Origin of the sequence: Pantoea sp. BL1, from assembly GCF_000963985.1 — a bacterium.
In the GTDB taxonomy this organism is placed as follows: Bacteria; Pseudomonadota; Gammaproteobacteria; order Enterobacterales; family Enterobacteriaceae; genus Pantoea; species Pantoea rwandensis_B.
Window position 1 is genome coordinate 11,748 of sequence record NZ_JZRH01000001.1, and the last position, 16,108, is coordinate 27,855.

The 16,108-nt window shown below is 55.3% G+C and carries 14 protein-coding genes; 3 read left to right on the plus strand and 11 right to left on the minus strand.

Features of this window, described 5'->3' with window-relative positions; translation table 11 throughout:
- Window positions 1-18: 18 nt before the first annotated feature.
- Window positions 19-1,149, plus strand: a complete 1,131-nt coding sequence (gene nrdB / locus VH86_RS00035) for a class Ia ribonucleoside-diphosphate reductase subunit beta (RefSeq protein ID WP_034825039.1) — start codon at window positions 19-21, stop codon at window positions 1,147-1,149.
- 2 nt (window positions 1,150-1,151) lie between these two features.
- Window positions 1,152-1,412 (plus strand): class I ribonucleotide reductase maintenance protein YfaE, encoded by a 261-nt coding sequence (gene yfaE, locus VH86_RS00040; RefSeq protein WP_045813639.1) that lies wholly within the window; start codon window positions 1,152-1,154, stop codon window positions 1,410-1,412.
- 59 nt (window positions 1,413-1,471) lie between these two features.
- Here yfaE and VH86_RS00045 read toward each other — a convergent pair whose 3' ends face one another.
- Both VH86_RS00045 and elaB read right to left on the minus strand, forming a co-directional pair.
- The gene (locus tag VH86_RS00045; protein ID WP_045831530.1) at window positions 1,472-2,668 is read right to left on the minus strand and encodes a nicotinamide mononucleotide deamidase-related protein YfaY; all 1,197 of its coding nucleotides are present in this window, start codon (window positions 2,666-2,668) and stop codon (window positions 1,472-1,474) included.
- Between the two features lie 152 nt (window positions 2,669-2,820).
- Window positions 2,821-3,129 (minus strand): stress response protein ElaB, encoded by a 309-nt coding sequence (gene elaB, locus VH86_RS00050; protein ID WP_034825045.1) that lies wholly within the window; start codon window positions 3,127-3,129, stop codon window positions 2,821-2,823.
- Between the two features lie 291 nt (window positions 3,130-3,420).
- Here elaB and VH86_RS00055 point away from each other — a divergent pair, with 291 nt between their 5' ends.
- Window positions 3,421-5,079, plus strand: coding sequence for a glucan biosynthesis protein D (locus tag VH86_RS00055; protein ID WP_045813641.1), 1,659 nt, complete (start codon window positions 3,421-3,423; stop codon window positions 5,077-5,079).
- A 151-nt stretch (window positions 5,080-5,230) separates the two neighbouring features.
- Here VH86_RS00055 and VH86_RS00060 read toward each other — a convergent pair whose 3' ends face one another.
- From VH86_RS00060 to nuoG, 9 genes are all read right to left on the minus strand, one after another.
- A complete protein-coding gene (locus VH86_RS00060) occupies window positions 5,231-5,683 on the minus strand; it encodes a GNAT family N-acetyltransferase (RefSeq protein ID WP_038645762.1) in 453 nt (150 codons plus the stop codon).
- A 166-nt stretch (window positions 5,684-5,849) separates the two neighbouring features.
- On the minus strand, window positions 5,850-7,313 hold the full coding sequence (nuoN, locus tag VH86_RS00065; protein WP_034825051.1) for an NADH-quinone oxidoreductase subunit NuoN: 1,464 nt from the start codon (window positions 7,311-7,313) through the stop codon (window positions 5,850-5,852).
- Window positions 7,314-7,319: 6 nt separating this feature from the next.
- Window positions 7,320-8,840: an NADH-quinone oxidoreductase subunit M gene (nuoM, locus tag VH86_RS00070; protein WP_045813694.1), complete on the minus strand. Its 1,521-nt coding sequence runs from the start codon at window positions 8,838-8,840 to the stop codon at window positions 7,320-7,322.
- Between the two features lie 220 nt (window positions 8,841-9,060).
- Window positions 9,061-10,896: an NADH-quinone oxidoreductase subunit L gene (nuoL, locus tag VH86_RS00075; protein WP_045831531.1), complete on the minus strand. Its 1,836-nt coding sequence runs from the start codon at window positions 10,894-10,896 to the stop codon at window positions 9,061-9,063.
- Window positions 10,893-11,195 carry an NADH-quinone oxidoreductase subunit NuoK gene (nuoK, locus tag VH86_RS00080; RefSeq protein WP_034825057.1) on the minus strand — a complete coding sequence of 101 codons (303 nt, stop codon included), beginning with the start codon at window positions 11,193-11,195 and terminating at the stop codon, window positions 10,893-10,895. Before nuoK ends, nuoL begins: the two co-directional genes overlap by 4 nt.
- On the minus strand, window positions 11,192-11,743 hold the full coding sequence (gene nuoJ / locus VH86_RS00085) for an NADH-quinone oxidoreductase subunit J (RefSeq protein ID WP_034825059.1): 552 nt from the start codon (window positions 11,741-11,743) through the stop codon (window positions 11,192-11,194). The genes nuoK and nuoJ overlap by 4 nt, the downstream gene beginning before the upstream one ends.
- 10 nt (window positions 11,744-11,753) lie before the next feature.
- On the minus strand, window positions 11,754-12,296 hold the full coding sequence (nuoI, locus tag VH86_RS00090; protein WP_034825061.1) for an NADH-quinone oxidoreductase subunit NuoI: 543 nt from the start codon (window positions 12,294-12,296) through the stop codon (window positions 11,754-11,756).
- 11 nt (window positions 12,297-12,307) lie between these two features.
- A complete protein-coding gene (gene nuoH / locus VH86_RS00095; protein WP_045831532.1) occupies window positions 12,308-13,285 on the minus strand; it encodes an NADH-quinone oxidoreductase subunit NuoH in 978 nt (325 codons plus the stop codon).
- Complete coding sequence (gene nuoG, locus VH86_RS00100; protein ID WP_045831533.1) at window positions 13,282-16,005, minus strand: NADH-quinone oxidoreductase subunit NuoG; 2,724 nt, start codon at window positions 16,003-16,005, stop codon at window positions 13,282-13,284. The genes nuoH and nuoG overlap by 4 nt, the downstream gene beginning before the upstream one ends.
- Window positions 16,006-16,108: the final 103 nt, after the last annotated feature.

Consider the following 16,108-nt stretch of genomic DNA (forward strand, 5'->3'; position numbering starts at 1 on the left):
TCACTTTTGGACTTAGCCATGGCTTACACCACATTTTCGCAGAACAAAAACGACCAGCTGTTAGAACCGATGTTCTTCGGCCAGTCAGTGAACGTTGCCCGTTTCGACCAGCAGAAATATGACATCTTTGAAAAGCTGATCGAAAAGCAGCTCTCCTTCTTCTGGCGTCCAGAAGAAGTGGACGTCTCACGCGATCGTATCGATTATCAGGCACTGCCAGATCACGAAAAACACATCTTTATCAGCAACCTGAAGTATCAGACGCTGCTGGATTCAATCCAGGGTCGCAGCCCTAACGTGGCCCTGCTGCCACTGATTTCTATTCCAGAACTTGAAACCTGGATCGAAACCTGGGCGTTCTCTGAGACCATCCACTCGCGCTCTTACACCCATATCATCCGTAATATCGTCAACGATCCTTCATTGGTGTTCGACGACATCGTGACTAACGAGCAGATTCTGGCGCGCGCGCAGGATATCTCGAAGTATTACGACGATCTGATCGAGATGACCAGCTACTGGCATCTGCTGGGAGAAGGCACACACGAAGTGGCGGGTAAAACCGTGACCGTGAATCTGCGTGCGCTGAAAAAGCAGCTGTATATCTGCCTGATGAGCGTTAACGCACTGGAAGCGATTCGCTTCTACGTGAGCTTCGCCTGTTCATTCGCCTTCGCCGAGCGCGAGCTGATGGAAGGTAACGCCAAAATCATCAAACTGATTGCGCGCGATGAGGCTCTGCACCTGACCGGCACTCAGCACATGCTGAACCTGCTGCGCACCGGTGAAGATGATCCTGAAATGAAAGAGATCGCTGCCGAGTGTCGTGATGAGTGTTTCGACCTGTTCAAGAAAGCCGCCGAGCAAGAGAAAGAGTGGGCAGATTATCTGTTCAGCGGTGGCTCAATGATCGGTTTGAACAAAGACATTCTGTGCCAGTACATTGAGTACATCACCAACATCCGCATGCAGGCTGTAGGTCTCGATCTGCCGTTCCAGACGCGCTCTAACCCGATTCCATGGATCAACTCCTGGTTGGTATCGGATAACGTGCAGGTGGCACCGCAGGAAGTGGAAGTCAGTTCTTACCTGGTGGGTCAGATTGATGCCGAAGTCGGCGAAGACGACTTCAACGACTTCCAGCTGTAAGCATGAGCCGTTCTGTTGTTATTCTGCGCAGTTCCGGCTCCCGGCTGGAGTGCGCAGAAGATCATCCCAATCTGCTTGCTGCATTGGAAGCGCACAACGTGTGCGTGGAGTTTCAGTGTCGTGAAGGCTACTGCGGATCGTGCCGGATGCGTTTGCTGAAAGGCGAAGTGGCTTACGCGGAAACCCCATTGGCGTTTATTCAACAGGGCGAGATTTTGCCCTGCTGCTGCCGCGCCAAAGGGGAGATTGAGATCGAGCTATAAGCACCGGGTCGCCATCAATGGCGACCCGGTGAAATTCATCGCAAAGCCTGCCCATACACTTACTGTTTCACGGCTTCCAGCACATCAATCCAGCCATGCCCGGTACTGACTTCACTGCCGTGCAGCCACCGACGCAACATGTTCATCGCCATCATCGCCACGACTTTCTGCCGGGTTTCCGCATTGTGACGCCCATGGGTGAACTTCACGCGCTGGCCCCAGCTGGCTTCCGGCGTATGCAGCGCAATCGCCACTTCGCCCTCTTCCAGATTACCCACCGACAGCGCCAACACCGTGCCGTGATGCGCGGCCAGATTGCGCGTACGCTCGACCTGAGCTTCCAGCGATTCATCATGAGGTGGCAGAATCTCTGCTGCGCTGAGCGGCACGTCCGCTGACGCCAGTTGCCAGTTCAGTAATCCGGCCGTGTATTGCTCGCTTAACGCCAGCCGGAAACCACGCTGTTGCAACTCATGCGCTAACAAAGCGGGTAAACCGACAGTGCCTTCGAAGATAGTGCATTCCGCCAACAGCAGCTTCACCTGCTGCCACGCCTGCTCCATCGCCACACGTTGGCTGGCCGGTCCGGTGAGTTTGATTTCAATGATTGGCATTGATGAGCGATAGCCCATTACCACACCTTCCGGCAACGGTAACGGCTCCAGTTCGGCGGCAATATCACTCTCGCCGCGACCAAAGGTGGTCAGACGCAAACACAGCGGCGGCTCTGGCAAATCAAAACGCGCTTTCAAACGCGGAATGATCTCCTGTTCGACCATCACTTTAAATTCGGACGGCACGCCCGGCGTGAAGAATATCCAGCAGCGATTGAGCTGAAGTGCAAAGCCACACGCGGTACCCACCGGATTATCAATCAGCTCGGCTTTCGCCGGAATTTCCGCCTGCTTGCGGTTACTCGGCGCCATGATGCGTCCACGGCTGGCAAACCAGGCTTCCATTTTCTCCAGCCATTCCTGATGGATCACCAATTCGGTGCCACACGCGGTGGCAGCGGCCAGCGCACTGAGATCGTCGCTGGTTGGGCCAAGGCCACCGTTCACAATCAGCACATCGGCAATCTGGCTGCGACTCTGCAGCGTCTCCACCAACGAGGACATCGCATCGCCAACGGTGCTGCGGCTGGTCATTGGCAAACCCTGCTGGAACAGCACATCCGCCAGCCATGCGGCATTCGTATCGACAATCTGCCCATGCAACACTTCATCGCCCGTTGAGAGCATTTCAACACGTATCACGTTACATTCTCCTTATCCCTGTCGCTTTACTGTAGAAAGCGCGCAGGCGAAACACAATCGCCGTTGATGCGAAACAAGGATTCGAGACAAATGAGAGGGATAAAGCGGTAAAAAAGAGGAATCGGGCGTAACCTGCGTTACGCCCCGACAATTTAACGGCGGGCCAACAGTAAACCGACAAACAGGCCAGCGGCGGCGCCAATGCCGATCCCCTGCCACGGTTTTTCATGCACATAATCGTCGGCACGGTAAGCCGCTTTTTTGGCACGGTAATAATAGCTGTCAGAGGCCTGGCTAACGCGATTCTTCACGTCTTCCAGTGCTTGTTCCGCTTTAAGTTTCAATTCGATGTACTTTTGATCGGCCGGATCGCCCGACGATTTCAGTACTTCTTCCAGGGTTTCTGTCAGTAGCGCCAGGTCGTCATCAAGGCGAGTTTCAAATTGATCTGAAGATGACACGTTATACTTCCTCCATGCTCGTCACTTATCGTCGTTTAACTATAGTCATAAATTCGGTATTTGCTGCACGCAAGGGATTAGGATTACGCTGGGTTTTGCTCAACTCAATGCAAAGTTGCGTAATCCGCGCTGTTGCAGCGTGAAATCTGCTTCGCTTATTTGATTAATCTGATAAATTTTTGTCAGACTGAATTTTTTAATTTCGCGACTGTCGTATCCCCTTGTAGCCAGACGTAATGCGTCTTACGACAGTCACAACACACCAGAGCAGCTAAGGATTAGATTTCCGGCATGAATCGTAGAAAATTTATGAAAGCGTCCATGGCCCTCTCTGCCGCAAGCGGCATGACCGGGCTCTCCTCGCTGTTTGCGCAGTCCGCCTGGGCCGATGATGGCATCGCCGACGGCACCGCAGTGCGCTTCGATTTCGACTCACTGAAAAAGAAAGCCTCCGCGCTGGCGAAACAACCCTGGGGCGGCGCACCCGGCCCGCTTCCTGACACCCTGGCCAATCTGACACCGCAGGCCTACAACGAAATTCAGTACGATGCCAACCATTCGCTGTGGAACAACATTCCCGATCGCGAATTAGATGTGCAGTTCTTCCACGTGGGGATGGGCTTTAAACGCCGTATCCGCATGTTCTCAGTGGATGCCGATAGCCGTGAAGCGCGCGAAATCCACTTCCGTCCCGAACTGTTTAACTACCACAACGCTAACGTCGATACCCAACAACTGGTCGGCAAAACCGATTTGGGCTTCGCCGGTTTCCGCGCGTTTAAAAAGCCAGAACTGGCGCGTCGCGATATCGTCTCGTTCCTCGGTGCGAGCTACTTCCGTGCTGTTGATGAAACCTTCCAGTACGGCTTGTCAGCGCGCGGTGTGGCAGTAAACACCTTTAGCAACGGCCACGAAGAGTTCCCGGACTTTACCGCCTTCTGGTTTGAAACACCGAAAGCCGACGACACCACCTTCGTGGTTTATGCGCTGCTGGACGGCGCCAGCGTGACCGGTGCGTACAAGTTCACTATCCACTGCGAAGAGAAACGCGTGGTGATGGAGGTGGAAAACCACCTGTTTGCCCGTAACGACATTCGTCAGCTCGGCATCTCGCCGATGACCAGTATGTTTAGCTGCGGCACCAACGAGCGTCGCATGTGTAATACCTATCATCCACAAATCCATGACTCCGATCGTCTGGCAATGTGGACCGGTAAAGGGGAATGGATTGCACGCCCGCTGAACAACCCACAACGCTTGCAATTCAATGCTTATGAAGATGAAAACCCACGTGGTTTTGGTCTGCTGCAGCTCAACCACGACTTCAAAGATTATCAGGATGTCATTGGCTGGTACGACAAGCGCCCAAGCCTGTGGGTTGAGCCGATTGGCAAGTGGGGCAAAGGCGCCATCAACCTGATGGAGATCCCGACGACCGGTGAAACCCTGGATAACGTGGTGTGCTTCTGGCAGCCAACGGAACCGGTTAAAGCGGGCAGCGAATTTAACTTCCAGTACAAACTTTACTGGAGCCAACTGCCGCCCGTGCGCAGCGGGCTGGCGCGCGTCGATGCCACACGTACCGGCATCGGCGGTTTCCCGGAAGGTTGGGCGCCAGGCGAGCACTTCCCCGATCAGTGGTGCCGTCGCTTTGCGATTGATTTCGTCGGTGGCGACCTGAAAGCCGCTGCGCCGAAAGGCATTGAGCCGGTTATTACAGTCAATGCTGGCACCATCAAGCAGGTTGAGATTCTTTATGTGGAGCCGCTTAACGGCTACCGCATTCTGTTTGACTGGTATCCGAACAGCGACTCTACTAAGCCGGTGGATATGCGCCTGTTCCTGCGCACCAAAGATGAGACCTTAAGTGAAACCTGGCTGTATCAGTATTTCCCACCGCCGCCGGATCAGCGTAAATACACCGATGACCGACAGATGACGCCGGGCTGATATCCCCCTAAAAAGTTCGAATTTCGGGAAGGCAGCAAACGAGAGAACCCGATGAGCTGACTCAAGTCAGTGATTCGGGTGAGCCAGAGCAGCCAACTCACCGGTAATTTGAAGTATGACGGGTATAAATGGCGAGGAGAATTCCTCGCCATTACGCTTTCTGCATACCAATGTGCGGAATGTTATCTTCCATGTAAACGTCCCCCACCGCTTTGAAGCCAAGACGACCGTAAAACCCTTCCAGATGGGCCTGCGCTGATAAATAAATAGTGCGTTGCGGCCAATGGGTATCGCAGCTCTCCAGTGCTTTCTCCATCAGTCGATAGCCCAACTTCAGGCCACGCGCTTCTTCGGACACGATCACGCGACCAATCAGCACCGGGGCGCTGTCCAGTGAGGGCGTAAGCACGCGAGCGTAGGCCAATAATTTTCCGTCAAGGAAGCCCATAATGTGGCGATTCTCTGCTCGCAAATCCTGACCATCTACGTCTTGATAGGGGCAGTTTTGCTCCACAATGAATACGTGATTGCGCAGTGCCAGCACGGTATACAACTGCTGTGCACTCAGTTCACTGTGGTGGCAATCAAGCCATTGCATTTCCATGATGCTTCCTTGTCTGAGCGAAAAAAGTGATCCCCTGAGAGTATCACAGCGCGCGGGTATTAAGCAGCCGTACAGGGTTGCCGCATTGCCTTGTCGTGATCGCATTCTCAGATTACAGGCAAAAAAAATCAGGCCCTTGGGCCTGATTCCTGAGGTCAAAGCGCATTTACATCAGCGGCTGTGCCATCTGTACCAGCGAGATCAGTGGCTGCGGATAGACACCCAACAGCAGTACCAGAATCGCCGAGATCAGCACCACCACACCACCGGCGGTGAAGGCCCAGTTTGCTGGCGTATCACGATCGCGCGTGTGCATCTCAGGCGGGCTGAGGTACAGGCTCACGGTAACGCGCAGGTAGTAGTAAAGACCAATCGCACTACCAGCAACAACCGCCGCGGTCAGCCACCACAGATGCGCGTTCACACCGGAAGCAATGACGTAGAACTTACCAATGAAGCCCAGCGTCATCGGGATACCGGCCAGAGACAGCATCATCACGGTCATGACCGCTGACAGAATCGGGCGGTGCCAGAACAGACCACGGTAAGAGTAGAGCGTATCAGCATCCGGGCCACGGTACGGGCTGGACATCAGGCTGACCACACCGAACGCGCCGAGGCTGCTGAACAGGTAACCCGCCAGGTACACACCCGCCGTTTCCAGCGACAGCTGATGGGTTTTCACCGCAATCAGCGACACCAGCAAATAGCCCAGGTGCGCGATCGATGAGTAACCGAGCAGACGTTTGATGTTGCTCTGCGAAATCGCCATCAGGTTACCGAACAGAATCGACACAAAGGCGATGACACCCAGCACGGTGCGCACGGCTTCGCTGTCCGTCACTGGCGCGTACAGGAACAAGCGCATCACCACACCAAAGATGGCGATTTTGCTGGCGGTGGCCAGGAAGGTTGAAACCGGCGCAGGCGCACCCTGATAAACGTCTGGCGTCCACAGGTGGAACGGAACCAGTGACAGCTTAAAGCCGAGGCCGATAATCATCATGCCCAAACCGACCAGCAGCAATGGTTGCTGGATCATGCTGTCATTCAGGCTCTTACCTAACTGTACGAAGCTCAGGCTGCCCGAATCGGCATAAATCAGCGCAATACCGAAAATCAGGAACGATGAGGCCGCCGCTGACAAGATCATGTATTTCAGCGCCGCTTCCAGCGAACGTTTCTGGCGGAAGGCGTAACCGATAAGACCAAACAGCGGCAGTGACAGCAGTTCAATACCGATGAACAGTGCCGCCAGATGGTTGGCACTCGCCAGCACGATGCCACCGAGCGCCGCGATCAGCACCAGCAGATAGAACTCATCTTTGTTGTCCGGGAAACCGGCCAGCCACGGATAAGCAAAGGTGCAGGTCGCGAGGCTGGCCAGCAGCACCAGCGCGGTGTAGAACATCGAGTAGCCGTCAACGCGCAGCAGCGGCGTGACATCCATGGCGCCGACATGACCGACAAACCACAGTGAAAACAGCGCCACGTTCAGGCCAATGACCGTCAGCGTGGCATTGACAAAGTGGTTGCGTCGCCACGCAATGGACAGCATCACCACCACCACCGTCAATCCGACGATCAACAGCGGCAGTAACGCAATCAGATGTTGAGGAGTTATTGTCATGGCGAATTACGGCCTTGTAGTTGAAATTGAAGCGGTAAACCACTGCTGAATATTGCTCATCGCAGCGTGAGAGGTATCAAGGATCGGCTGTGGATAAACACCCAGCAGAACCAGCAGCACCACCAGCACGCCGATCGTCATGAATTCACGCGGTGACATGCCCGGCAGCGGATCTTTCGATTTCGCTTCGCCGTAGTAAGCGCGCTGCATCATCACCAGCGAATACACCGAGGCAAACACCAGGCCAAAGGTGGCAATCACGATAATCACCGGCACCACCTGGAAACTGCCGGTCAGAATCATAAATTCGCCGACAAAGTTACCGGTGCCTGGCATACCGAGGTTGGCCACCGCGAAGAACAGCGACAGGCCTGGAATCCATTTAATGCGTGACCACAAACCGCCCATCTGACGCAGGTCACGGGTATGCAGACGCTCATACAGCTGACCACACAAGATGAACAGTGCTGCGGCGGACAGGCCGTGAGCAATCATCTGAATCACCGCGCCCTGGAACGCCAGCTGGCTGCCGGTATAGATAGCAATCAGCACGAAGCCCATGTGCGAAACGGAGGTGTAAGCAATCAGACGTTTGATATCCGTCTGCGAGAACGCCATCCAGGCACCGTAGAAGATACCCAGTACACCGAGCCACATAGCAATCGGCGCAAACTCTGCGGAAGCATTCGGGAACAGTGGCAGGCTGAAACGCAGCAGACCGTACGCCGCCGTTTTCAGCAAGATACCTGCGAGGTCAACCGAACCGGCGGTCGGTGCCTGACTGTGCGCATCCGGCAACCAGCCGTGCAGAGGCACCACCGGCATTTTTACGGCGAAGGCGATAAAGAAGCCGAGCATCAGCAGATATTCAACGGTGTGCGACATTGGCGTTTTCAGCAGTTCTTCGTAGCTGAAGGTCCAGACGCCGGTGGCGTTGTAGTGCACAAACACCAGCGCCAGAATCGCAATCAACATCACCAGACCGGAAGCCTGGGTATAGATGAAGAATTTGGTTGCGGCACTGATACGCGTTTTACCGTCAGAGGCTTTGTGACCCCAGAGCGCGATGAGGAAGTACATCGGCACCAGCATCATTTCCCAGAAGAAGAAGAACAGGAACATGTCGATGGAGAGGAACACGCCAATCACACCACCGAGGATCCACATCAGGTTGAGGTGGAAAAAGCCCTGATATTTCTCGATTTCATTCCAGGAACAGAGCACCGCCATCAAACCGAGCAGGCCGGTCAGCACCACCATCAGCAGTGACAAACCGTCAATAGCCAGATGGAAGTTAATACCGAAGCGTGGAATCCATGGCACCGAGAAAGTCGACTGCCACTGCGGCATTCCAGCAGCCTGGGTGAGTGAATAGCCTCCCTGCAGCCACAACTGCAGACCGAGTGCCAGCGTCAGCCCCATGGTGATCATGGCGATCCAACGCGGCACTTTTGCGCCGAGGCGCTCTGCTAACCAGCAAAGCAGACCCCCAACAAAAGGTATGATTATTAGCCAAGGTAATAGCACGGCATACTTCCCTTTTTTCAACCTGATTTCGAGTTATCTTGCTTGCCACTTCCATCACCGTCAGCGCTCGCCACCCTCACGTACAAAATACGCTTTGGTTGCTGCACACTAACGGCAACGAAACGGGCTATATCAATAACGCTTCGTCATTCAGGCAATTTTTCACATTCGCTTCTGGGGTGAAAGAACCCTTGATCCTCTCGCCCCCGCTCATCAATCTTTAAATCACCAGCATCAGCGCCAGTACCACCACGGCACCGACACTCATGGAAGCCACATACCAGCGCACGTAACCGTTCTCGCTCACCACCAGGCCTTTATTACCGACACGCGACAGCAGCGCAGGCAGGTTCATGAGTGAGTTCAGCGGATCGCGCTTCAGCAACCAGGCAATGCCGAGATAAGGTTTCACAAACACCTTGTCATACAGCCAGTCGAAGCCCCATGCCGCAAACCACCAGGTGCCGAAGAAACGGCCCGGCGCGCTGTTAGCAACGCGGGTGACCAGCTGGCGTTTGCCGAGCCACAGGGCAGCAGCAATCAGGATGCCGACAATCGCGACCACGCCTGAGGTGATTTCCAGCGCCACTTTTCCGCCCTCACCGAATTCATTCTGCGGCAGCACGCCCGCCAGCGGTGGCGTAATCATGGCGCCAACGAAGGTGGAGAGCACTAACAGAACAATCAGTGGCAGATGGTGAGTAATGCCTTTGCCCGCATGCGCATGAATTTTCTCTTCGCCGTGGAACACGATGAAGATCATGCGGAAGGTGTAGATTGAGGTCAGGAATGCACCGACCAGACCCGCCACCATCAGATTGATGTGACCATTCGCCAGCGCACCAAACAGAATTTCATCTTTACTGTAGAAACCTGCGGTAATCAGCGGCAGTGCCGCCAGCGCTGCGCCGCCGACCAGGAAGCAGGTGTACACCAATGGGATGCTCTTACGCAGGCCGCCCATTTTGAAGATGTTCTGCTCGTGGTGGCAGGCCAGAATGACCGAACCAGAAGAAAGGAACAGCAGTGCTTTGAAGAACGCGTGCGTCATCAAGTGGAAAATGGCCGCGTCCCATGCCTGTACGCCCAGCGCGAGGAACATGTAGCCGATTTGACTCATAGTAGAGTAAGCCAGCACGCGCTTGATGTCGGTTTGCACCAGCGCGGCAAAGCCTGCCAGCACTAAGGTGATCGCACCCACAATCCCCACCAGATGCAGCACTTCCGGCGTCAGCAGGAACAGGCCATGGGTACGCGCAATCAGGTAAACACCCGCGGTCACCATGGTGGCGGCGTGGATCAGCGCTGATACCGGCGTAGGACCCGCCATCGCATCGGCCAGCCACGTTTGCAACGGCAACTGTGCAGATTTACCGACCGCACCACCCAACAGCATCAGGGTTGCCCACTGCAGCATGTGGTTGTCAGCGGCGAAGTGCGCCGGCGCCAGCTCCACCAGCTCGCGGAAGTTCAGCGTACCCAGTTCGTTGTAAAGAATGAACAGCGCGAATGCCAGGAACACGTCACCGACACGGGTGATGATAAAGGCTTTCATCGCCGCTTTGCCGTTCTCTGGGTTGCTGTAGTAGAAGCCAATCAGCAGATAAGAACACAGGCCCACGCCTTCCCAACCGAGATACATCAGCATCAGGTTGTCGGCCAGCACCAACACCACCATGCTTGCGATGAACAGGTTGGTGTAAGCGAAGAAGCGTGAATAGCCCTCTTCACCGCGCATGTACCATGAAGCGAACATGTGGATGAAGAAACCGACACCCGTGACCACCGACAGCATGGTCAGTGACAAGCCGTCCAGTACCAGGTTCACTTTGATATCAAAGTGTCCGACCTGAATCCAGGTCCACAGCGCCTGAGTAAAAGGCTGTTGACCGTTGCTGAAGAAATCCATTCCAACGAAAACGGTGGTCAATGCCGCCAAACCGACCGATCCCATTCCCACCGCTGCCGACAGATTCTCCGACCAGCGACCACGGGAAAACGCCAATAGCAGGAAGCCAATCAGCGGAAATAATACGGTTAAATAGAGAAGATTCATCCGCGCATCTCGCTCACTGTGTCAATATTCAGCGTCTGACGACGACGATAGAGCTGGAGCAGCAGGGCCAGGCCAATGCTGGCTTCCGCCGCCGCGAGGCTGATCGCCAGAATGTACATCACCTGGCCGTCAGCTTGTCCCCAGTAGCTACCTGCTACCACCAGCGCCAGTGCCGCGGCGTTGATCATGATCTCCAGACCAATCAGCATGAACAGCAAATTGCGGCGCAGTACCAGCGAGGTCAGGCCGAGAACAAACAGCACAGCAGCCAACATCAGGCCGTGTTGTAACGGGATCATGCGTGATCCTCCTTATTCGCATGTGCATCAGCATGGCGATTGCTCAGCACTTCGCCCTGACGCTCTTCACGTCCGATATGGAAGGCCACCACCAGACCGGCCAGCAGCAGCATTGACGCCAGCTCAACCGCCAGTACGTAAGGACCAAACAGACTGATACCCACCGCTTTCGCATCGATCACGGTGCCATCAATGCCCTGATCGTGCGCGGTGCTAATGGCGTAAATCATCACTACCAGCAGCAACAGGGAGACGATGCCCGGCCCAATCCACAGCGAAGGCTTCAGCCACTCGCGCTCCTGGTCCTGCTGGGTTTTGCCCAGGTTCAGCATCATCACCACGAACACGAACAGCACCATAATGGCACCGGCGTAAACGATGATCTCCAGCGCACCGGCAAAGTAGGCGCCCATTGAGAAGAACACACCCGCAATCGAAAGCAGCGACACAATCAGGTACAGCAGCGCATGTACCGGATTGGTGTGCGTGATGACGCGCAATGTCGTCAGCACCGCCACCAGTCCGCAAAGATAAAACGCAAATTCCATACCTGGCTCCTTAAGGTAACAAGCTTTTGACGTCGATTGGCTTGGCTTCGTTTTCCGCTTCGCCCTTCTCTTTCCCGTCGATCGCCATACCCGCCATGCGATAGAAGTTGTACTCCGGATATTTACCCGGACCGGAAATCAGCAGGTCCTGCTTCTCATACACCAGATCCTGACGCTTGAACTCACCCAACTCGAAATCGGGGGTCAGCTGAATCGCCGTGGTCGGGCAGGCTTCTTCGCACAGACCGCAGAAGATGCAGCGCGAGAAGTTGATGCGGAAGAACTCCGGATACCAACGACCATCAACCGTTTCCGCTTTCTGCAGTGAGATACAACCCACTGGGCAGGCTACTGCACACAGGTTACAGGCAACGCAACGCTCTTCGCCGTCGGGATCGCGCGTCAGCACGATACGACCACGGTAGCGCGGCGGCAGATAGACCGGCTCTTCTGGATACATCTGGGTTTCGCGCTTGGCGAAGGCGTGCATGCCTATCATCCAGATACTGCGCACTGTCGTGCCGAAGCCAACGACAATATCTTTTAAAGTCATCTCAAAACCCCTTACTGCGCGCTGTACAGAATCACTGCGGCGGTCGCCAGCAGGTTCAATAACGTCAACGGCAGACACACTTTCCAGCCGAACGACAGCACCTGGTCATAACGTGGACGCGGCAGCGCAGCACGAATCAGGATAAACATCACCATAAAGAACGCCGTTTTCAGGGCGAACCAGATGAATGGCGGCAGGAATGGACCGTGCCAGCCACCGAAGAACAGCGTCACAATTAGCGCTGAAACGGTGGTGATCGCCACGTATTCACCGACGAAGAACAGACCGAACTTCATACCGGCGTATTCGATGTGGTAACCATCGGCCAGTTCCTGTTCCGCTTCTGGTTGGTCAAACGGATGACGGTGACAAACCGCCACGCCCGCGATACAGAAGGTTACGAAGCCGAAGAACTGCGGAATGATGTTCCACAAGTGCGTCTGGCTCTCGACGATGGCGTTCATGTTAAATGAACCGGCTTGCGCCACCACACCCATCAGCGACAGGCCAAGGAACACTTCGTAGCTCAGCGTCTGCGCCGACGCACGCATCGCACCCAGCAGCGAGTATTTGTTGTTACTCGACCAACCGGCGAACAGCACAGCGTAGACTGCCAGACCCGCCATCATCAGGAAGAACAGCAGACCGATATTCAGGTCGGTGACCATCCAGGTCGGCGAAACCGGCACGATAGCAAACGCCAGCAGCAGCGAGACAAAGGCAATAACCGGTGCCAGAGTAAAGATGAAGCGATCGGTAAACGGCGGAACCCAGTCCTCTTTGAAGAACATTTTGATCATGTCAGCCGCGAGCTGCAGCGAGCCGCCCCAGCCAACACGGTTCGGTCCATAACGGTTCTGCCATAAGCCGAGCAGACGACGCTCGGCGAAACTCATAAAGGCACCACAACCCACTACCACCAGCAGGATCACAATGGTTTTCAGGATCTGGACGAGGATGTCGATAGCGTCCGGTGTCAGCCAGCTCATTGTGCAGCCTCCTGCAGTTTGTCAACTTGCGCACCTGAGAGGAACGGCGGCACACCTGGCATACCCAGCGGCAGACCCACCTGCCCTGCTTGCAGGGAAGTGGAGAAGCGTACTGGCAGACGCAGCGTTTCACCGGCACAAACCAGTTCAACCGCAGAGCCGTTGTTGACGCCCAGTTTCTCCGCATCAGCCGGGTTAATCACCAGCGTGGCTGGCGACATACGCTTCTGGAAAGTCGGTGAACGCTGAGTCATCTCTTCACTACCAAACAGCTGATAGTAAGGTGCAACGCGATATTGGCTGCCTTCCACAAAGCTTTCTGGCACGGCGGTGAACCACGGCAGTGATCCTTCGCTCGCTTCAAACAGACGCACACCTGGATCGCCATGACGCAGTTTGCCACCGACTTCAGCCTGGAACTTGTTCCATGCTTGCGGGGAGTTCCAGCCTGGAGCCCAGGCGAATGGAATCTGCGAACGTGGTGCGCTTGGTTGGTTGTTACCCTCCATTGAGAAGGCAAACATGGTGTCTTTGTCTTGCGGCTGACGCGGTTCGTGCACGCTAATATTGGCACGCATCGCGGTACGGCCACTGTTACGGTGCGGTGAACGCGCCAGTTTCTGACCGCGGATGCGGAAGCTTGCGTCCGGCGCCGCGTCTTTAATACCTTTCAGCTGCGGCAATGCGGCAACGGTGGCATCGATCACGTGATCAAGCAGCGTCCAATCAATCTGACGGCTTTCAACAGTGCTGTGCAGCGAGTGCAGCCAGCGCCAGCTCTCCAGCATCACGATGTTGTTGTCGTAGTAAGACGGATCGTAAACCTGGAAGAAACGCTGTGCGCGGCCTTCCTGGTTGATCGAGGTGCCATCACTCTCTGCGAAGCTCGCAGTCGAGAGCACCAGACCGGCTTTTTCCAGCGTCGCCGTGCGCTGATGATCAACCACAATCACGTGTGCGGTGTTGTGCAAAGCCGCATCCACGGTGGCTTTCGGTGCGTGACGGTAAAGATCGTTTTCCAACACCACCAGCGCTTCCGCTTCGCCTTTATCCAGCTGTTCCAGCGCGCTATCCAGCGATTGTCCACCCATCAGGCCGAGACCAAAGCTGTTGGCGGCACCCGCAAGGAAGGTGATACCGACATCGGCACCGCGACCTTTCAGTGCTTTCGCCACGTTGGCGGCCGCTTCAATCATCGCGGTGCTGCCAGAGTGGGTACCAGAAATTATCAGTGGCTTTTTGGCACCGGCTAACGCCTGTACCACCACATCCAGCTTGCCGTTCAGCTTGCTGTCAAAGCCACTGACGGCTGGAGCTGCTTCATCGAGCGCATTGGCAATGGCGAAACCGAGACGAGCCTGATCTTCCACCGGTGCGCGATAGCTCCACGCCGCGATATCATCAAGGCGGGTTTCATCAACGTTGGTGACAAACAGCGGATGTTTGGCGTGCTGACCGATGTTCAGGATCGCCGCGATCTGCCAGTCAGCCACTTTCTGGGCTGCTGCCATTTCACGCGCTTTTCCTTTCACCGCCTGGCGCACAGAGAGTGCGACACGCGCACCAACCTGCGTCAGATCTTCACCCAGCACCAGCACCGCATCGTAGCTTTCGATTTCACGCAGTGATGGCGTATAGATACCGCCTTCCTGCAGTACTTTCAGCATCAACTCCACGCGTGCTTGCTCAGCGGCAGACATACCGGTGGAGAAGTTTTCCGCGCCGACGAGTTCACGCAGCGCAAAGTTGCTTTCAATGCTGGCACGCGGAGAACCAATGCCGATCACGCGCTTCGCCTGACGCAGTACGTCAGCCGCCGCATTCACCGCTTGTTCAGCGTTGAGGCTGACCCAATCGTTACCGCGTTTCTGCACTGGATGACGTGGACGATCTTTGCGGTTTACATAGCCGTAACCGAAGCGACCGCGGTCACACAGGAAATAGTGGTTTACGGTGCCGTTGTAGCGGTTTTCAATACGACGCAATTCACCATAACGTTCGCCTGGGCTGGTGTTACAACCCACGCTGCACTGCTGGCAGATGCTCGGTGCGAACTGCATATCCCATTTACGGTTGTAGCGTTCGGAGTGCGTTTTATCGGTGAATACGCCGGTCGGGCAGATTTCGACCAGGTTACCGGAGAACTCGCTCTCCAGCGTGCCATCTTCCGGGCGACCGAAGTAAACGTTGTCATGGGCACCGTAAACGCCAAGATCTTTGCCGTCTGCGTAATCTTTGTAGTAACGCACGCAGCGATAGCAGGCAATACAGCGGTTCATTTCATGGGAGATGAACGGGCCGAGGTCCTGATTCTGGTGCGTACGTTTGGTGAAGCGGTAACGACGGAAGCTGTGGCCCGTCATGACCGTCATATCTTGCAGATGGCAGTTACCGCCCTCTTCGCACACTGGACAGTCGTGCGGGTGGTTGGTCATCAGCCATTCCACCACGCTTTCACGAAACTCTTTCGCTTCGCCATCGTCGATGGAGATAAAGGTGCCGTCCGACGCCGGTGTCATGCATGACATAACAAGACGACCACGGGTATCTTCGGCATTCTGGAATTGCTTCACCGCGCACTGGCGGCAGGCACCCACGCTTCCCAGCGCCGGATGCCAGCAAAAATAAGGAATATCAAGGCCCAAAGAGAGACACGCCTGCAACAGGTTGTCGGCTCCGTTCACATCATATTCTTTACCGTCTACATGGATTGTAGCCATAGTGAACATGCTTCCGTAAGGCTCGCCCTAAGACAAGCGTTAAACATCTAATTCTGTCCCCCGCGCCGTGTCGGCGCAGGGTGAATTCCGTGTACGGCGGCTG